Origin of the sequence: Lysobacter sp. ISL-50 (genome assembly GCF_018612875.1) — a bacterium.
GTDB lineage: Bacteria > Pseudomonadota > Gammaproteobacteria > Xanthomonadales > Xanthomonadaceae > Lysobacter.
In genome coordinates this window covers 62,414-79,095 of the sequence record NZ_JAGGRI010000007.1, presented here as the reverse complement: position 1 = coordinate 79,095, position 16,682 = coordinate 62,414, and the positions used below count along the sequence as shown (strand labels likewise).

The 16,682-nt window shown below is 67.6% G+C and carries 18 protein-coding genes; 10 read left to right on the top strand and 8 right to left on the bottom strand.

Going from position 1 to position 16,682, the window contains the following annotated elements; genetic code table 11:
• Window position 1: 1 nt before the first annotated feature.
• Together J7J50_RS04930 and J7J50_RS04925 are read right to left on the bottom strand one after the other, a co-directional pair.
• Window positions 2-391, bottom strand: a complete 390-nt coding sequence (locus tag J7J50_RS04930; RefSeq protein WP_215056366.1) for an MAPEG family protein — start codon at window positions 389-391, stop codon at window positions 2-4.
• Window positions 392-709: 318 nt separating this feature from the next.
• Window positions 710-1,702, bottom strand: a complete 993-nt coding sequence (locus tag J7J50_RS04925; RefSeq protein ID WP_251044192.1) for a zinc-dependent alcohol dehydrogenase family protein — start codon at window positions 1,700-1,702, stop codon at window positions 710-712.
• 165 nt (window positions 1,703-1,867) lie between these two features.
• Here J7J50_RS04925 and J7J50_RS04920 point away from each other — a divergent pair, with 165 nt between their 5' ends.
• Complete coding sequence (locus tag J7J50_RS04920) at window positions 1,868-2,092, top strand: RNA-binding S4 domain-containing protein (RefSeq protein ID WP_215056364.1); 225 nt, start codon at window positions 1,868-1,870, stop codon at window positions 2,090-2,092.
• 65 nt (window positions 2,093-2,157) lie between these two features.
• On the opposite strand, the gene J7J50_RS04915 is transcribed toward J7J50_RS04920, so the two are convergent.
• Window positions 2,158-3,153: a hypothetical protein gene (locus tag J7J50_RS04915; protein WP_251044190.1), complete on the bottom strand. Its 996-nt coding sequence runs from the start codon at window positions 3,151-3,153 to the stop codon at window positions 2,158-2,160.
• Between the two features lie 207 nt (window positions 3,154-3,360).
• On the opposite strand from J7J50_RS04915, the gene J7J50_RS04910 reads away from it, so the two are divergent.
• The 4 genes from J7J50_RS04910 (at window position 3,361) to J7J50_RS04895 (ending at window position 8,305) form a co-directional block, all read left to right on the top strand.
• The gene (locus tag J7J50_RS04910; RefSeq protein WP_215056363.1) at window positions 3,361-4,416 is read left to right on the top strand and encodes a bifunctional nicotinamide-nucleotide adenylyltransferase/Nudix hydroxylase; all 1,056 of its coding nucleotides are present in this window, start codon (window positions 3,361-3,363) and stop codon (window positions 4,414-4,416) included.
• A gap of 75 nt (window positions 4,417-4,491) precedes the next feature.
• Window positions 4,492-5,916: a nicotinate phosphoribosyltransferase gene (locus J7J50_RS04905; protein ID WP_215056362.1), complete on the top strand. Its 1,425-nt coding sequence runs from the start codon at window positions 4,492-4,494 to the stop codon at window positions 5,914-5,916.
• Between the two features lie 174 nt (window positions 5,917-6,090).
• The gene (locus J7J50_RS04900; RefSeq protein ID WP_215056361.1) at window positions 6,091-7,257 is read left to right on the top strand and encodes a hypothetical protein; all 1,167 of its coding nucleotides are present in this window, start codon (window positions 6,091-6,093) and stop codon (window positions 7,255-7,257) included.
• Window positions 7,250-8,305: a DNA methyltransferase gene (locus J7J50_RS04895; protein WP_215056360.1), complete on the top strand. Its 1,056-nt coding sequence runs from the start codon at window positions 7,250-7,252 to the stop codon at window positions 8,303-8,305. The genes J7J50_RS04900 and J7J50_RS04895 overlap by 8 nt, the downstream gene beginning before the upstream one ends.
• A gap of 164 nt (window positions 8,306-8,469) precedes the next feature.
• On the opposite strand, the gene J7J50_RS04890 is transcribed toward J7J50_RS04895, so the two are convergent.
• The 4 genes from J7J50_RS04890 to J7J50_RS04875 form a co-directional block, all read right to left on the bottom strand.
• Window positions 8,470-9,189, bottom strand: coding sequence for a glycoside hydrolase family 75 protein (locus J7J50_RS04890; RefSeq protein ID WP_215056359.1), 720 nt, complete (start codon window positions 9,187-9,189; stop codon window positions 8,470-8,472).
• Window positions 9,190-9,414: 225 nt separating this feature from the next.
• A complete protein-coding gene (locus tag J7J50_RS04885) occupies window positions 9,415-9,957 on the bottom strand; it encodes a GNAT family N-acetyltransferase (protein WP_215056358.1) in 543 nt (180 codons plus the stop codon).
• Window positions 9,954-10,511: a GNAT family N-acetyltransferase gene (locus tag J7J50_RS04880; RefSeq protein WP_215056356.1), complete on the bottom strand. Its 558-nt coding sequence runs from the start codon at window positions 10,509-10,511 to the stop codon at window positions 9,954-9,956. The genes J7J50_RS04885 and J7J50_RS04880 overlap by 4 nt, the downstream gene beginning before the upstream one ends.
• A 117-nt stretch (window positions 10,512-10,628) precedes the next feature.
• Window positions 10,629-11,645, bottom strand: coding sequence for an NAD(P)-dependent alcohol dehydrogenase (locus J7J50_RS04875; RefSeq protein ID WP_215056355.1), 1,017 nt, complete (start codon window positions 11,643-11,645; stop codon window positions 10,629-10,631).
• A gap of 150 nt (window positions 11,646-11,795) precedes the next feature.
• Between J7J50_RS04875 and J7J50_RS04870 the strand changes: the two genes are divergently transcribed.
• Window positions 11,796-12,728: a LysR family transcriptional regulator gene (locus J7J50_RS04870; protein ID WP_251044188.1), complete on the top strand. Its 933-nt coding sequence runs from the start codon at window positions 11,796-11,798 to the stop codon at window positions 12,726-12,728.
• A 166-nt stretch (window positions 12,729-12,894) separates the two neighbouring features.
• Here J7J50_RS04870 and J7J50_RS04865 read toward each other — a convergent pair whose 3' ends face one another.
• Window positions 12,895-14,055 carry an AAA family ATPase gene (locus tag J7J50_RS04865; protein ID WP_215056567.1) on the bottom strand — a complete coding sequence of 387 codons (1,161 nt, stop codon included), beginning with the start codon at window positions 14,053-14,055 and terminating at the stop codon, window positions 12,895-12,897.
• 346 nt (window positions 14,056-14,401) lie between these two features.
• Between J7J50_RS04865 and J7J50_RS04860 the strand changes: the two genes are divergently transcribed.
• The 4 genes from J7J50_RS04860 (at window position 14,402) to J7J50_RS04845 (ending at window position 16,680) form a co-directional block, all read left to right on the top strand.
• The gene (locus tag J7J50_RS04860) at window positions 14,402-15,367 is read left to right on the top strand and encodes a CsgG/HfaB family protein (RefSeq protein WP_215056353.1); all 966 of its coding nucleotides are present in this window, start codon (window positions 14,402-14,404) and stop codon (window positions 15,365-15,367) included.
• Window positions 15,368-15,566: 199 nt separating this feature from the next.
• Window positions 15,567-15,917, top strand: a complete 351-nt coding sequence (locus J7J50_RS04855) for a VOC family protein (protein WP_215056352.1) — start codon at window positions 15,567-15,569, stop codon at window positions 15,915-15,917.
• Window positions 15,918-15,981: 64 nt separating this feature from the next.
• Window positions 15,982-16,212 carry a hypothetical protein gene (locus J7J50_RS04850; RefSeq protein WP_215056351.1) on the top strand — a complete coding sequence of 77 codons (231 nt, stop codon included), beginning with the start codon at window positions 15,982-15,984 and terminating at the stop codon, window positions 16,210-16,212.
• Window positions 16,213-16,236: 24 nt separating this feature from the next.
• Window positions 16,237-16,680, top strand: coding sequence for a hypothetical protein (locus J7J50_RS04845; RefSeq protein WP_215056350.1), 444 nt, complete (start codon window positions 16,237-16,239; stop codon window positions 16,678-16,680).
• The last annotated feature ends 2 nt before the right edge of the window (window positions 16,681-16,682 follow it).

Here is a 16,682-nt window from a genome sequence, read left to right as displayed (position 1 = left end):
CCTAGAGCAACGCCCACAGCATTTGCAGCACGCCCCACAGCGCCGCGACCCAGATCGCGGTGCGCAGGTAGGGAATTCCCGCCGCGTACACCGGCACATAGGCCAGTCGCGCCCAGAAATACACCTGCGCGCCGAGCGCGGTGGCGTCGTTGCCGCGCCCGCTCAGGCTCACCGCCAACACCGCGGCGGCGAAGAACGGGAAGGTCTCCATGAAGTTGCGCCAGGCCCGGTCCAGGCGCGCGGCCACGCCGGTCAAGGGCTCGGGCGTGCCGTCGCGGGCGCCGGTGTTCCAGTGCACGCCGCGCTGGGCGGTCATGAAGGCGGCGGCGATCAGCAACTGGGCGATGCCCAGGGCGATCGACCAGGCCAGCATTTGCAGTTCGGTGGTCATGGGGTGGTGATCCTCCCTTTCGGGTGGCTTTCTATGTCGAAAGCCTTGCGGTCGGCGCGCACCGGATGCGGTGCGATCTGAGCGAAGGGCATCGGGGCTGAAGCCCCTCCCACAACAAACTTCCAGCATTCGGCAAGCGACCGCGCGCGATGAATCTCATCCGGCGCGCTAACCGATCACTCCCGCCGAGCGCCGCCATGAGGTCTTTTGTGGGAGGGGCTTCAGCCCCGATGCTTTTCGGCCAGATCACCGCGACGGATCGAAAGGCATCGGGGCTGAAGCCCCTCCTACAAGAGTCCTCCCACAAAAGTCTTGTCTTCACACCGGGCCGTTCGGCAGGACCAGGATCTTGCCGTCGCGTTCGCCGGCCGCGGCGGCGATCACCGCCTCCTTGATCTGGTCCAGGCCGTAGGTGGCCTGCACCCGCGCCTGCAGCTTGCCGGTGGCGATCAGCTTCGTGATCTCGCCGAACACGTCCGCGCGCCGCGCCGGGGCCGCGGTCTGGAACCAGCGCGACAGCCAGAACCCGCGCAGGCTGACATCGCGGAACACGAACGAGGCCGGCGAAATCTGACAGGCCTCGCCGCTCATCGCGCCGTAGTTGACCACCACTCCGCCCTCGGCCAGCGATTGCGCGATGTGCTGGGTCGCCAGCCCGCCGACCGCGTCGATGCCGAGCTTGATCGGCGCCTTCTGCGCCGCCTCTCTCGCGCGCTTGCCCAGGTCCTCGCCATCGACCAGGACCACGTCCGCGCCGGCCGCGCGCACCGCCTCCACCGCCGATTCGCGCCGCACCACGTTGATCGTGCGCAGCCCGCGCAGCTTGGCCAGCTGGATCAGATAGGTGCCGACCGCCGAATTGGCCGCGTTCTGGATCACCCAATCGCCCGGCTGCAGCTCGACGATGTCGCTGAGCATCAGCAGCGCGGTCGGCGGATTGATCGTGATCATCGCCAGCTGCTTGGGATCGGCGCCGTCGGGCAGCGCGATCAGATGCTTGGCCGGGGCGACCATGTGCGTGGCCCAGGTGCCGCCCTGGATCGGCAGCAGCACGGTCTGGCCGGGTTTCAGATTCGTCACCTCCGGCCCGACCTCGGCGATCCGGCCCACGCCCTCGTTGCCGCCGACCGCGGGCAGCGGCGGCAGCAGGCCGTATTCGCCGGTCAGGGTCAGCACGTCGGAGGGATTGATCGGCGAGGCCAGCACCTCGATCAGCACCTGCCCGGCGGCCAGGGGCGGCGTCTGGAACTCCACCGCCTGGATCACGTCCTGCGGCACCGGACCGCGCTGCTCGTACTGGGCCTTCTTCATCGCCATCCTCTCTGGGGTAGTGGAGTCGAACCGGCGGGGCGGACGGATCGCGATCGACCCGTCCGCCCCGCGCACATACGCGAGAGTACGCCCGCGCCAGTGCAAACGTCTTGCGTCCAAGTCTCAGCGCTGCGACCCTGCCCTGCCTTACGAGCTGCCGGCCTCATGCAACCGATCCGTTTCGAACTCGACCCCAGCCACGACCATGTCGAACTCAACCAGTTGCTCAAGCTGGTCGGCCTGTGCGACAGCGGCGGCGCCGGCAAGGCCATGGTCGCCAGCGGCGTGGTGCGGGTGGACGGCCAGGTCGAGCTGCGCAAGACCTGCAAGATCCGCGCGGGGCAGGCGGTGGAGTGCGAAGGGACGAAGATCCTCGTCGTCTCCGGCTGAGCCGATTCGCGCAGACGCCGCTGCGCCACCGTTCTTCAAGCAATCAAGGACTCCGGGCGCGCGGCTCAGGCCAACGGCAGATCGCGATCGGCCCGGCACATCGCATCGTGCATCCGCTGCACCCCTTGCGTTTGCGACACGTAATCGCGGCTGCCCAACGCTTCAACGAAGCGGCACGAGGCATACGCATCGGACTTGCGCTCGTACTCGGCGACCCAGCGCTGGCGTTCGGGCATGCGCTCGGGCGCGATCGGCCACACGCCGGTGCGCGGCGGCATGCGTTCGCGGATGCCGATGCGCCAGGGCTTCGGGCTGACCCGCGCGCGGAAGCAATGCTGGCGCTGGCACAGCAAGGCGTAATACGAATCGGCGCCGATGGCCTTGAAGAAATCCGGCACGGTCGGGTCCAACGGATCGAATACGCGATGCATGGCCAACAGGCGAAAACCGTTGGGCGTGCGATAGACCCGCAGATGCCAGTCCAGATTCGCCGCGACGAAAGCCCGCACCGGCGCCATCGCGCGCGCTTCCAGGCCGCCGCCGTCGGTGCGATGGCGCCGCGCCGCGGCGGCGCGGGCGATCCACGCAAACAGCCACAGCAGCGCGAGCAGCGACAGCACGCCGATCCACGGCTTGATCCAGAATCCGGTCGCCGCGCCGACCGCGAGCGATATCCAGAAGTACGCCGCGCGCCAGCCCGAAGGCGGCGCGGCGAAATCGATATCGGCGAACAACACGTTCGGCGAATTCAAGCAACGCGCGCCGTAACTGTTGCGGGTGATGACCACATCGCCGTCGCGCTCGACGATGGGCTCGCGAATCGGCAGGCCCTCGGCGTCGTAAGGCACCCGCGGCTCGCGCTTGGCCAGCGATTCGCCGGCCAGGATGCGGTCGAACGCGGCGCGGGCGCGCGCATCGGCCATCGCCTGCGCTTCGGCCAGGCTGGAATCGGACCAACCGAAGCGACGCACCGTAAGCGAATACCGCCCGGAGACATGCCCTCGCCCGAACTGCTCGCCGACCCGGCCTTCCGCCCAGTACTCCGGAACTATCATCGCCATCCGCTTGCTCCCCTGTGTCCGAAGCAGTATGCGAGGAACGAGTTGAGAGGAGCGAGTAAGTCAGGTGCAATCCACTCACTCCTCACTCCTCTGAACTCGTTCCTCCTCGCCCTGCCCCAGGCACTTGACGACACAAACCACAGGCGTAGCATCTCCCATACGCCAACGGACAGACCGATGGCGACATCAACTCCGTGAGGGATTCTCATGGCACACGAATACGATTACCTGGTTTTCATCGGCCGTTTCGAGCCTTTCCACAACGGTCACGCCGCCGTCGCCCGCCACGCGCTGGGCAAGGCCGCCAAAGTCATCTTCCTGGTCGGTTCCGCCGACACCCCCCGCACCATCAAGAACCCTTTCACCGTCGCCGAGCGCGCGGTGATGATCCAGGCCGCGCTCAACGACGCCGACGGCCGATTGATCGTGCGCCCGCTGCGCGATCACCTCTATAACGAGAGCCTGTGGATCGCCGACGTGCAGCGCAGCGTCGCCGAGGCGGTGCGCGCCGACGGCGGCGATGCCGACGCGCGCATCGGCCTGATCGGCATGGACAAGGACGCCTCCAGCTACTACCTGCGCGAATTCCCGCAGTGGCCGCTGGTCGATGTCAGCCACACCGCCACGCTGTCGGCGACCGAGCTGCGCCGCTATCTGTTCGAAGCCAACCAGATCGACAGCCACGGCGGCCTGATGCTGATCCGCGCCAACGTGCCCGGCCCGGTGTTCGACATGCTCGAAGCCTTCCGCAAAAGCTCTCCGGCGTTCACCCAACTGGTCGCCGAGTATCGGTTCATCGAGCAATACCGCGCCGCCTGGGCCGATGCGCCGTATGCGCCGACCTTCGTCACCACCGATGCGGTGATCGTGCATTCCGGCCATGTGCTGCTGGTGCGCCGCCGCGCCGAACCGGGCAAGGGCCTGTGGGCGCTGCCGGGCGGCTTCGTCGGCCAGGACGAGACCGTGCTCGACGCCTGCCTGCGCGAGCTGCGCGAGGAAACCCGGCTCAAGCTGCCGCTGCCGGTGCTCAAGGGTTCGATCAAGGGCGAACACGTGTTCGACCATCCCGAACGCAGCGCGCGCGGCCGCACCATCACCCACGCCTTCCACTTCGAATTCCCGGCCGGCGAACTGCCCGCCGTGCGCGGCGGCGACGACGCCGACAAAGCGCGCTGGATCGCGGTCAGCGAAGCGCTGGAGATGAGCCCGCAATTGTTCGAAGACCACCTGCACATCCTCGAATTCTTTCTCGGCCGCGGTTAGTCCACAAGGACCGCCCGGCCGCACGCGCCGGTGGACAGACCGCCGGCTACTCCCAGACGCGAAGGAGCTTCCGTCATGCAATGCCTCGACAACCTGCTGCTCAACACCGACAGCTATAAAGCCAGCCACTGGCTGCAATACCCGCCCGGCACCGATGCGACGTTTTTCTACGTCGAATCGCGCGGCGGCGTGCACGATCGCACCGTGTTCTTCGGCCTGCAGGCCATCTTGAAAGAGTATCTGGCCAAGCCGATCACCCACGCCGACATCGACGAAGCGCGCGACCTGTTCGCCGCGCACGGCGAACCGTTCAACGAGGCCGGCTGGCGCTACATCGTCGATCATCACGGCGGGCTGATGCCGATCCGGATTCGCGCCGTGCCCGAAGGCACGGTGGTGCCGACGCATCAGGCCCTGGTGACGATCGAATCCACCGACCCGAACGCGTACTGGGTGCCGTCCTACCTGGAAACGCTGCTGCTGCGCCTGTGGTACCCGGTGACGGTGGCGACGATCAGCTGGCATGCCAAGCAGACCATCCGCCAGTTCCTGGAACGCACCAGCGACGATCCGGAAGGCCAGTTGCCGTTCAAGCTGCACGACTTCGGCGCGCGCGGCGTATCCAGCACCGAATCGGCGGCGTTCGGCGGCGCCGCGCATCTGGTGAATTTCCTCGGCACCGACACGGTGTCCGGCCTGTTGCTGGCGCGCCGCTACTATCACGAACCGATGGCCGGCTTCTCCATTCCGGCCGCCGAGCACAGCACCATCACCAGTTGGGGACGCGACCACGAGGTGGGCGCGTACCGCAACATGCTGACCCAGTTCGGCAAGCCCGGCGCGATCGTCGCGGTGGTGTCGGACAGCTACGACATCTTCCATGCGATCCGCGAGCATTGGGGCAAGACCTTGCGCGAGGAAGTGATCGCTTCGGGCGCGACCTTGGTGGTGCGTCCGGACTCGGGCGATCCGGTCGATGTCGTGCACCAATGCGTGACCATGCTCGACGAGGCCTTCGGCCATACCGTCAACAGCAAGGGTTACAAGGTGCTCAACCACGTGCGGGTGATCCAGGGCGACGGCATCAACCCGACCAGCATCCGCGCGATCCTGGAACGCATCACCAGTTACGGCTACGCCACCGACAACCTCGCCTTCGGCATGGGCGGCGCGCTGTTGCAGCGACTGGATCGCGATACGCAGAAGTTCGCGCTGAAGTGTTCCGCGGCGCGGGTCAACGGCGAGTGGATCGACGTCTACAAGGACCCAGTCACCGACAAGGGCAAGTCGAGCAAGCGCGGCCGCATGACCTTGCTGCGCCATCGCGAATACGGCCACTTCAAGACCGTGCCGGTGCCGCCGGAAGCGGCGTCGCTGGAAGAAGCGGTGAAGCCGCTGGGCTTCGACGATGCGATGGTGACGGTGTGGGAGGACGGCAGGATCGTCAACGACTGGACGTTCGCGCAGGTGCGCGAGTTGGCTGACGCTACGCGGCTTTGAGCGCTGACGGCCCTCACCCCAACCCCTCTCCCGCAAGCGGGAGAGGGGCTTCAGACAGCCACGGAACCGTTCCCTCTCCCGCTTGCGGGAGAGGGCTAGGGTGAGGGCATGAGCGCCGAAGGCGCGAACGCTTCAGCTCTCCCGCGCCACCAAACCAACAAACCGGAACCCACCATGCAAGCCCCCATCGAAGGGCTCGCCGCCGCAGACCCGGCGACCCTGCCCCTCAGCGCAGCCTCCTCCCTGTTCGAACGCCTGCGCGCCAGCACGCCGCAACTCGCGCGCCGCGCCCCGGTCGAACACGACGCCACCCGCTGGCATGCGCACAGCATCGGCGGCCGGCGCTATCGCTTCGCCCAGCCGATCACCTTCACCCCTTACGCCTCGGTGCGCCCGTGTTCGGCGCGCTGCCGCTTCTGCTCGGAAACCCTGCAGCCCGTCGAGCGCGGCGCGATGGCGCAAACGCTGCGGCCCGGGCCGGACTATTTCGCGACGCTGACCCAGGCGCTGGCGCAACTGCGCGGCCTGCCGCTGTCGTGGTCGCTGTCGGGCCTGGAATCCAGCGACGACGAAGACTGGTTCCTGCACCTGCTGAGCACCCTGCAGCAGGCCGAACGCGGCGGCGTCGTCGCCGGGGACCGCGTGCTCTACAGCAACGGCGCCGGCTTCGCCCGCGGTCGCGGCGCTGAACTGATCGCGGCACTGACGCGCTTCGGCCTGTCCTGGGTCGAACTGTCGCGCCATCATCCCGATGCGTTGCGCAACCAGCGCATCATGCGTTTCCGCGACGGCGAGCCTGTCGCCGGCAACGCGGCGTTCGAAACGGTCGCGCGTTCGATCGCGCAAGCGATACCGCTGCGCCAGGTCTGCATCCTGCAACACGGCGGTGTGGACGACGCGGACGGCGTCGCCGCCTATCTGGACTGGGCGCGGCATTGCGGCGCCGGCACGGTGATCTTCCGCGAGTTTTCGCGCCTGGGCGAGGGCTACCGCGACAACGGCACGCGCCGCTATGTCGAAAGCGAACGCGTGGCGATCGAGCAGGTGCTCGGCGACTGCATGGCCGCGCCGTGGTGGCCGCGGATGACGCCGCTGCGGATCACCGAAGGCTATTACTTCTGGAACCTGCGCCTGCGCGACGAAACCAGCGGCTTGGACGTGATGTTCGAATCCTCCGACTACAGCGCCATGCATCGCCGCCACGCCAGCGGCGACATCTACAAGCTGGTGTTCCATGCCGACGGCCGGCTGTGCGCGGGTTGGCAACCCGATCGCGACGTGCTGTGGCCGCTTGCATCCTCATCCGCGCAACCGGCGGACGCGGAGCGCGCGCATGGATAGCCGCAGCTGGCTGGCGTTGCAGCCCGATCCGCCCGAACACGACCTGCCGGCCGACCTGCGCGCACGCGACCGCTTCGGCGGCCGCGATTGCGGCTGGGTCGCGCAGATGCGTCCGTTCGTGCGCCATTTCAGCCGGCCCGGCCACTGCGTGTTCGATCCGTTCTGCGGATTCGGCACCACCTTGCTCGCCGCCGCGCTGGAAGGCCGCGCGGGTTGCGGAATCGAGATCGACGCCCCCCGCGCCGAGCTAGCACGCGAACGCCTGCGCCGCCACGGCGTGGATGCGCCGATCGCGGTCGGCAGCCTGCCGCGCACCGCGATCCCGCACGCGATCGACCTGTGCCTGACCAACGTGCCCTACTTCGGCTGCCGCTGGCCAACCGACGAGGACACGCCCGCCGAAGACCAGCTTTATCTGGAAAACGACTACGCCGCCTACCTGCAGCGCCTGCGCGACATCTTCCACGCTGTGCGCGGCGCCCTGCCCGAGGACGGCTTCTGTATCGCCATGGTCGAGAACGTGACGATCCAGGAGCGGATGCTGCCGCTGGCCTGGGATCTGGCCGGCGTGCTGCGCGGCTTGTTCGTGGCGCGCGAGGAGCGCCTGCTGTGCTATCCACGCGACGCGCAAGCGCTGCCGGCCGGCGCCACGCACAGCAATCGCAGCCACGAGTACGCGCTGATCTTTCAGAAAACCCGCGAAACCCCGTGCATCGCCAGCACCCGCGCCGAACTGCGGGCGATGGCGCAGGCCGGCTTCGCCTTCGAAGTGTTCGGCAGCTTCGCGTCCTGGCTGTCGCGCGACGACGACACCGCGCCGCGCCCGCCGGGCGATGCCGATCTGCTGTTGCCCGACGATCAGGCGCGATTCGATGCGCTGCTGCACTGGCTGCACGCGCGCAATTACGAACTCACGTTGTGGGGCGAGGCGGTGCTGCCGCCGGTGCCGCTCGAACGTCTGCGCGCGCATTGGTATCTGCGCGCGCAGCGCCGCGACCGGCTAGGGCGGCTGGTGCGGCTGGATTTGTGTTTGGGTCCATCGGCTTGACGCGTGCGCTGATCGTCATTAAGGGCACCGATTGAGTCCATCTGTGAGAGCCCGGACAACCGCAGAAATCCGGGCGAAAGCATTCGCGCCTGCGGCGCTCATCCCCTCACCCCAGCCCTCTCCCGCGAGCGGGAGAGGGAGTAGATGCAGTTCCGTCGGTTACCTCATTCCGCCAGCGCATCGGCCAACTGCGGCAGACGCGTTTGCCCTCCCAGCCGCTTCAGCAAGTGTTCGCAACGCGCGCGGATCGCCGCGGGCGGCATCGGCCAGGCCGGCGTCATCCGCGATTTCGGGAACACCAGACACAGCATCGAGCCGGACGGAACGCCCTGCCCGCTCTTGGCCTCGGCGCGGTGGCCGGACAGATCGCTGGCCATGCGCATGGAAATCTCGCCCAGGGGCCGGTCGGCGCCGATGCCGCCGATCAGCCCGTAACTGAAGCGGCGCGTGACCGGGTGATAGGCGACGACGAAATCGCCCAGATCGCCGCTGCCGTCGATGGCATGAAACGGCGCCGGCAACACCAGATACGGAATCCGGCCGGCATCGACGTAGGCCGTCGGGTCGGTGCGCTGTCGGCTCGGATCGTTCAAGGCGGTGATCGAGACGAAGTAACCGGCGTTGCGTCCGCCGGACTGTTGCAGCGGACGCCGCGGATGGCTCGGATCGGCGACCAGCGCGTGCCGCCAGTCGCCGTCGGGCCAATGGGTCTTGCGGATATGGCCGGTGCCCAGATTGTCCGGGTGGTACGCATCGGGCGCACCGTCGGCGGTGACGATGATGTTCGGACTCAAATAGGCGTATGCCTGTCGTGCCCCTGTATCGATGCTGTGAACGACGGTTCCCCGATATTCCATCCATCGATCGACGACCAAAATACTCATGGCTCCCTCCTTAGCCGTGGTCGAACGGCGCGATCGCTATCGCGCCTTGCTTCAAGCTAACGGGATTGCGCACAAACCGATGTCAATTCATCGTGATTTTGCGCACCCGGTATTCGCTCTATCAGCGTGTTGTCGAATGCCGTGGAGGGATCACAGCGAAGTCATGCATAACTTGAACACATGCATCGCGCGCGCGATCAGTTCACCGATATTTTCTTACTGACTTTAGGTGATCACCTGATACCAAAAAAGCGCCGTTTCATGAACCAACGCCGCATCATGCGCATAGTGGAAGCGGTCGAACCCGCCCAGCACGAAGCCCTTGCGCTGATAGAAACGGCACGCGGCGACATTGTTGTCCTGCGTTTCCAGCATCACTGCGGGCAGGGCCTGTTCACGCGCCCAGGCCACGGCGCGATCGATCAGGGCCGAGCCGGCGCCGGCGCGGCGCGCGCCGGCATCCACGGCGATATCGTCGATCAACGCGTAACCGTTCCAACTGCGCGACAGCAACAGCCGGCCGATCACCGCATCGGCGTTGAGCGCGACGAACGCCGCGCACTCTTCACCGTCGAGGTATTCGCGCAGTTCCTCGACACCGATGGCATCGTCGTAACGCTTGCGGTAAGGCGGCACCGGCACGATGTCGAAACCGATCGCGCCGTCGTGCGCGTGCAGGCTCAGGCGCGAATCGACCAGGAAGCTGGCGTCGAACGCCAGCGCGGCCTGCAGATGCGCGGCGCGCAACGGCGCGACCGCTACGCTCACGCGCGCAGGTCCAGGGCCAGCACGTCGTCGTCGTAGATATTGCCGCCGACCTGGAAACGGCGGTCGCCGACCTTGACGAAGCCGTTGCGCGCGTAGAACGCCAGCGCGCGCGCATTGCCCGAGTACACGCCCAGCAGCAGGCGGCGCGCGCCGCGGGCGCGCGATTCGGCGATGGCGTGGTTCATCAGTTCGCGGCCGACGCCGCCGCCGTGGAATCGCGACAGCAGGTAGATGCGCTTGAGCTCCAGGTCGGTCTCGCTCAGATCGTCCAAGGGCAGCCTGGGCGGCGCGATCACCGCATAGCCCACCGGCGCCGGGGGCGAGACGGTTTCGGCCAGCCACGCGGCGACCGCGCCGTCGGCCAGCCAGTCGGCGTACACCGACGGCGCGTGTTGCAGGCGGCAGTGCTCGACGATGTCGCGGCCGTCGAGAATGCCGGCGAAGGATTCCAGGAACGTGGCCGCGCCGGCCAGCGCGAGGGCGCCGACATCGGACGGCTCGGCGCGGCGGATACGGGTGGGCAGATCGGTGGCGACGGTGCGGGGGGCGTTCATTGCGGCGGGCTCGATGCGGGTTCGGAGGCTATCGCGGCAAGATCGCACGACTCGGCGGTCGGCGACATCGTCGGAAAGTCGCACGGCGGCCATGACGCGATGCGCGGCGCCGAACCCTCAGCGCGCGACCCGGATCACCACCTTGCCGAAGTGCGCGCCGCTCTTGAGGTACTCGTACGCGGCCGGCGTTTGTTCGAAATCGAACACCCGGTCCACCACCGGCGCGATCTTGTTCACGCCGACGAAGCGCGACAGATCCTCGCCCATGCCGCGGCTGCCGACGAAGATGCCCGACAGGCGCTTGGCGCCGGTGATCAGCGCGAAGGGGTTGAATTCGCCGGCGAAACCGCTGACGCCGCCGATGATGGCGATGGTGCCGTTCATCGCCGCCGCGTCGATCGAGCGCTGCAAGGTGCCCTTGCCGCCGACTTCCAGCACCGCGTCCACGCCGCGGCCGCCGCTGAGCTTGCGCACTTCGTCCTGCCATTGCGGATGGGTGCGGTAGTTGACGGTGGCGCTGGCGCCCAGGGCCTTGGCGCGTTCGAGCTTGTCGTCGCTTGAGGAAGTGATGATGGTTTCCAGGCCGGCGGCCTTGGCCAGTTGCAGTCCCCAGATCGACACGCCGCCGGTGCCCAGCAGCAGCACGCTCTGGCCCGGCTGCAGTCTGGCTTCCACGAACAACGCGTTCCAGGCGGTCACGCCGGCGCAGGACAGGGTCGCGGCCTGGGCGTCGTCCAGGTGCTCGGGCACGGCGAACACGGAATCCTGCGAGATCACGATTTCCTCCGCCAGCACGCCATCGGCGACCGCGCCGAGCGCGTCGCGGGTGTTGTGCGGCGTCGCCGCGCCGTGGTGCCAGTACGGGAAGAAACTGGTGGCGACGCGGTCGCCGACGCGCCAGCGGCTGGCCGCCGGCCCGACTTCGACGATTTCGCCGACCGCGTCGGAGCCCGGGATCGCCGGATTCTCGGCATCGGCCGGGTAGCTGCCTTCGGCGATCATCAGATCGCGGAAGTTCAACGACGCCGCGCGCACTTTCACCCGCACCTGGCCCGGCGCCAGCGCCGCGGACGGGGACTCTGACAACGCCAGCGTGCCGATGCCTGCGCCGCTGCGGATACGAAAAGCCTTCATGGGAATCTCCTGGACAAACGATGAGGACGGGCCCCGGGCGGCGAGGGGTAGCGCCGCCCCGGGCGAGTGGCGCTAAGATATCGTCGCCACAGATTCGTTAGTGGCTATATTCAATCCACTCTTTGTAGCGCCTCAGGAACCAATATGGCCATGAACGATCGCCTGCTCGGTATCGTCGCCTTCGTCCAGTCCGCCGAAGCCGGCAGCTTCGCCGTCGCCGCCGACCGCCTGGGCGTGACCCGTTCGGCGATCGGCAAGCGCATCGCCCGGCTCGAACAGCAACTCGGCGCGCGCCTGTTCCATCGCAGCACGCGCCGTCAGAGCCTGACCGACGACGGTCAGGCCTATTACGAACGCTGCGTCAAAGCGCTGGCCGAACTCGACGCCGCCGAAGCCGCGCTCGACACCAGCCGGCGCGAGCCCAGCGGGCGGCTGCGGATCAGCGCACCGGTGTTGTTCGGCCGGCACTGCGTGGCGCCGGTGATCCTGGAATTGGCGCGCCGTCATCCCAAGCTCGACATCGACCTGTCGTTCAACGACCGCGTGGTGGATCTGGTCGAGGAAGGCTACGACCTGGGCATCCGCATCGGCCGCCTGCCCGACAGCGCCACCCTGGCCGCGCGCCGGCTCACCGAAGAGAACCTGGGCATCTGCGCCGCGCCCGAGTATCTGGCGCGGTGCGGACTGCCGCGCGATGTGGACGATTTCCGCGGCCACGACGCGGTGATCTACGGCCGTCACGGCCAGAACGTGTCCTGGCGCCTGCGCGACGCCAACGGCGAGGTGCGCGAACCCGACGTGCAGGCGCGGCTGCGCTTCGACGACTTGCAGGCGATCGCCGACGCCGCCATCGCCGGCGCCGGCCTGGCGATGCTGCCGTGCTGGCTGCTGAGCCGTTACGTGCGCAGCGGTGAATTGCAGATGGTCATGCACGCCGATCGCGTCGTCGGCAGCCGCATCAGCGCGATCTGGCCGCACACCCATTACTTGCCGCTGCGCACGCGCGCGGCGATCGATCTGCTGGTGGAGCGGATTCCGGCGCTGGTGGGGTTGGATGGGGTGCGGTTGCGCGAGGCGGCTTGAGCTAGCTGAGCCACGCAACTGTTCCCCCCTTTGAAAAAGGGGGCTAGGGGGGATTCGCTTTTCACGCAGTCGACGATTCAACGCGTCCGATCAAGAGCAACAGCAAATCCCCCCTAGCCCCCTTTTTCAAAGGGGGGAACTGCATGTCGCGGCGCAGCTGCCCAACTCACCGCTCCGGCCAATACCACGCCGGCGCATCCAGCATCCCCTGCCCGACAATCGCGGTCTGGCTGAATTCCTTGTGCAGATGCACGCTGTTGCACTCCGGCTCCTCTTCCAACGCCGAAATCAACCGCGAGGCATGCGACACCACCCACACCTGGCTGCGCCTGGAGGCGTGGGCGATCAATCGCGCCAGCGCCGGCAACAGATCCGGATGCAGGCTGGTCTCGGGTTCGTTGAGCACCATCAGCGGCGGCGGCCGCGGCGTGTGCAGGGCGGCGATCCACAACAGATAACGCAAGGTGCCGTCGGACAATTCCGCCGCCGACAACGGCCGCAACAAGCCGTGCTGGGAGAACTCCAGGGCGAAGCGCCCGCCTTCGCCGATCACCGCGACCTGCGCGCCGGGGAACGCGTCGTCCACCGCCGCGGCCAGCGCGCGCGGGTCGCCGATCTCGACGATGGTCTGCCACGCCGCCGCCAGATCGCGGCCGTCGTGGCTCAGCACCGGCGTGCGCGTGCCCAACTGCGGCTGGCGCGCCGGCGCCCGCGTGTCGCTGCGGAAGTGATCGTAAAAACGCCAGCCGCGGATGGTTTCGCGCAGGCTCAGCACTTCCGGCGCCGCGCGCGGGTCGGCGAGCTGCGCGAACAGGCTCTCGAACGAACTCAGATGCTCGGCGGCGACGCGCCAGCTACGGCCGTCGCGCACCCGCGCCATCGCCCCGCGCCGATCCACCAGCAGATTGGAACTGCGCAGGAACGGGCCGCTCCAGATCGCCTCGCGCTTGATCTGCGGATCGTCGCCGAACATCGACCGGCTCGGCGTCGGCAGGCCCAGATCGATCGCGTAACCGTACTCGTCGCCGGCGAAACCCAGGCGCAAGGCCATCGGCTCGTTGCGCGGGCCGCCCTGGATCGGCACTTCGCCGCGCTTCATGCGCGCGCTGATCGTCTCCGGCCCGGCCCACAGCGTCGATTGCAGCCCGCCCTCGCGCGCCAATGCCGGCACCACCCCACCCTGCGCGGTTTCCGCCAGCAGGCGCAGGGCGCGGTAGAGGTTGGACTTGCCGCTGCCGTTGGCGCCGGTGACCACGTTGAGCCGCGCCATCGGCACGACCAGCTCGCGCAGGGAACGGTAGTTGGCGATGGCCAGGGTGGTGAGCATGGGCGTCGGTCGGCTGGGCTGGAGCGGGTCGCCAGGATCGCGCAGGCCGGTCGCAGGTGCTGCGCCGGCGACCGGATCGGCCTCGGCGGCGCCGGCGACCGCGCCGGGACCGCCGCCGTCGGTCTGTAATGCCAGCAAGCGTCCTGAAAATGACTTCTATCACGTTATTATTGCGCAGTGAGTCCACTCTCAGGCCAGCGCAACCGGCCTGAATCCGTCTGGGGAGCTTCGGCCGACCTCCCGCTGTCCTGTGCAGCGAGGCCGCAGTAGACGACGGACTCCGACAGGCGCCGCGCCCGCAACGGCCGCGGCTTTCAGGAAAGCTGTTTGAAGGAACGAACTGACGATGAAGACCGCAATTAGGGGAATTCAGGCCACGGCCTGCATGATCGGTTTAGGGCTGGCGCTGAGCGCCGCGCCGAGCTGGGCCCAGCGCAAGAGCGCTCAAGACCTGCGCGCCGAGAAGATGACCCAGATCCCGACCTGCTCCAAGAATCTGGGCGCGATCTCGGTGATCGAGCCGGAAGACTCCGTGAACTGGTGGAGCGGCCAGCAACTGCCCGCGCCGAGCAAGCTGATCAAGGTGTTCGTGCAGAAGTCGCGCTGCTTCACCCTGGTCGACCGCGGCGCCGGCATGGACATGGCGATGCGCGAACGCGAACTGTCCTCTGGCGGCCAGCTGCGCAACAAGTCGAACATCGGCAAGGGCCAGATCCGCGCCGCCGACTACGTGCTGGTGCCCGACCTGATCTCCAAGAACAGCAACGCCGGCGGCAACGCGATCGGCGGCCTGCTCGGCGGTCTGATCGGCGGCAAGGCCGGCCAGGTCGCCGGCAATCTCAACTTCAACAAGAAGACCGCCGACGTCGTGCTGACCGTGACCGACGTGCGCTCCTCCGAGCAGGTCGCGATGGCCGAAGGCAGCGCCAAGAAGACCGACATCGGCTTCGGCGGCAGCGGCGCGTTGTGGGGCAGCAGCGGCCTGGGCAGCGCGGGCGTGTCGGGTTACGCCAACACCGAAGTCGGCCAGGTCATCACGATGGCCTATCTGCAGGCCTACACCGATCTGGTCGGCCAACTCGGCGGCCTGTCGGACAACCCGTCGGCGTCGAATTCGCAACAGGCGGTCACGGTGGTCAAATCCGCGCGTCTGTTCGCCAATTCCAACGGCGCCGGCAAGGTGGTACGTCCGCTCGACCCGGGCATGATGCTCTACCCCACCGGCAACAAGCATGGCGCAATGTGGGAAGTCGAGGACGAACTCGGCAACAAGGGCTGGGTGTCTTCGCTGGCGCTGGAGTTGTCGAAGTAATCCATCGCCGCGGGTAGCAACGCGCGAAAGGGCTGCCGGCGACGGCGGCCCTTTTCGTTCGCGCCCGTCGCTATCATCGCCGGCATGTTCGCTTCGGCCCGCGCTCGCGTCCGCCGCCGGCGATCCCGATCCCGCCGGCCGCGGCGCTGACCGTATCCGTTCCGATCCCGGCATTCCGCATCCGCTCAAGGATTCCCGCATGACCGCTTCCGACCGCAATCTGCGCCTGGACTACCTCGAATTCGCCGTCGCCGACATCGCCGCGACCAAGGCCTTCTACGGCGCCGCGTTCGGCTGGACCTTCACCGATTACGGCCCGGACTACTGCGAATTCAACGACGGCCGCATGAAGGGCGGCTTCCACCGCCAAAGCGCTCCGCGCCCGGGCGGCGCGCTGGTGGTGATCTACGCCGACGACCTGGCCGACGCGCAGCGCCGCGTCGAAGCCGCCGGCGGCGCGATCACCGCTCAACTGGAATTCCCGGGCGGTCGGCGCTTCCATTTCACCGATCCCAGCGGCCATGAACTGGCGGTGTGGACCGATCGCTGATTCCGCGGGAACATCGGCCGGTTCACGGCCGCTCGCGCCGCGGGTTTTGAGTACAGGAGGCAAGATGGCATTGGATGCCGTAGTGGAACTGGCCGGCGCCGCGTTGCGATTCGTCGCGCGCATGGCGTTCGAGCTGATCGTCGAGTGGTTGATGTACGGCACCGGCCGCGTGGTGCTGTGGCCGTTCTATCGGCGCACCCCGCCCAACGACGATCTGTGCTTGGTGGTCGGCATCGGTTTTTGGATACTGGTGGCGTTCGCCGTCGCGATCGGGCATCCCGGCCCGGTCGCCTGATCCCCTCCCCCGACCTTCGAGCTCATGGCCTACGAACCCATCCACATGACCTGGGACTACGACGACGGCCCCCGCACGGGCATCGCCGATCACGCCGGCCGGCCGCATTACTTCGTCTGCGCCTTCGATCCGGAGCATCTCGAATACGCCGAGGTCTTCACCCTGACCCCGCTCGATGCGGAGACCTTCGCCTGGGCGCGCGAGCACTGGGCGATCTGGCAGCGCTGGGAAGCCGAGGCCAAGGCCGGACGGCAGAGCCCCGAATCGCATCCCCGGCACGGCCACTACGACCCGCGCTATACCGAACTGGAAGCGCTGGTCGATACCGGCATCGGCCGGCTCGGCGCGCAGGCCATTTTGCGGCACGGACAGTTTCGGATCGCATCGGTGCCCGGCGAGTTGTTCCCCGGCCAGTTCCGCCAGCTCGAAGTGGAATGGTCGCAGTCGCCGGACAGCGCGCCGGAATAGCC

Bases quoted from the DNA above. Each gene is read 5' to 3' on its own strand.
- J7J50_RS04930 (WP_215056366.1), bottom strand. From the start codon at position 391: ATGACCACCGAACTGCAAATGCTGGCCTGGTCGATCGCCCTGGGCATC.
- J7J50_RS04925 (WP_251044192.1), bottom strand. From the start codon at position 1,702: ATGAAGAAGGCCCAGTACGAGCAGCGCGGTCCGGTGCCGCAGGACGTG.
- J7J50_RS04920 (WP_215056364.1), top strand. From the start codon at position 1,868: ATGCAACCGATCCGTTTCGAACTCGACCCCAGCCACGACCATGTCGAA.
- J7J50_RS04915 (WP_251044190.1), bottom strand. From the start codon at position 3,153: ATGGCGATGATAGTTCCGGAGTACTGGGCGGAAGGCCGGGTCGGCGAG.
- J7J50_RS04910 (WP_215056363.1), top strand. From the start codon at position 3,361: ATGGCACACGAATACGATTACCTGGTTTTCATCGGCCGTTTCGAGCCT.
- J7J50_RS04905 (WP_215056362.1), top strand. From the start codon at position 4,492: ATGCAATGCCTCGACAACCTGCTGCTCAACACCGACAGCTATAAAGCC.
- J7J50_RS04900 (WP_215056361.1), top strand. From the start codon at position 6,091: ATGCAAGCCCCCATCGAAGGGCTCGCCGCCGCAGACCCGGCGACCCTG.
- J7J50_RS04895 (WP_215056360.1), top strand. From the start codon at position 7,250: ATGGATAGCCGCAGCTGGCTGGCGTTGCAGCCCGATCCGCCCGAACAC.
- J7J50_RS04890 (WP_215056359.1), bottom strand. From the start codon at position 9,189: ATGAGTATTTTGGTCGTCGATCGATGGATGGAATATCGGGGAACCGTC.
- J7J50_RS04880 (WP_215056356.1), bottom strand. From the start codon at position 10,511: ATGAACGCCCCCCGCACCGTCGCCACCGATCTGCCCACCCGTATCCGC.
- J7J50_RS04875 (WP_215056355.1), bottom strand. From the start codon at position 11,645: ATGAAGGCTTTTCGTATCCGCAGCGGCGCAGGCATCGGCACGCTGGCG.
- J7J50_RS04870 (WP_251044188.1), top strand. From the start codon at position 11,796: ATGAACGATCGCCTGCTCGGTATCGTCGCCTTCGTCCAGTCCGCCGAA.
- J7J50_RS04865 (WP_215056567.1), bottom strand. From the start codon at position 14,055: ATGCTCACCACCCTGGCCATCGCCAACTACCGTTCCCTGCGCGAGCTG.
- J7J50_RS04860 (WP_215056353.1), top strand. From the start codon at position 14,402: ATGAAGACCGCAATTAGGGGAATTCAGGCCACGGCCTGCATGATCGGT.
- J7J50_RS04855 (WP_215056352.1), top strand. From the start codon at position 15,567: ATGACCGCTTCCGACCGCAATCTGCGCCTGGACTACCTCGAATTCGCC.
- J7J50_RS04850 (WP_215056351.1), top strand. From the start codon at position 15,982: ATGGCATTGGATGCCGTAGTGGAACTGGCCGGCGCCGCGTTGCGATTC.
- J7J50_RS04845 (WP_215056350.1), top strand. From the start codon at position 16,237: ATGGCCTACGAACCCATCCACATGACCTGGGACTACGACGACGGCCCC.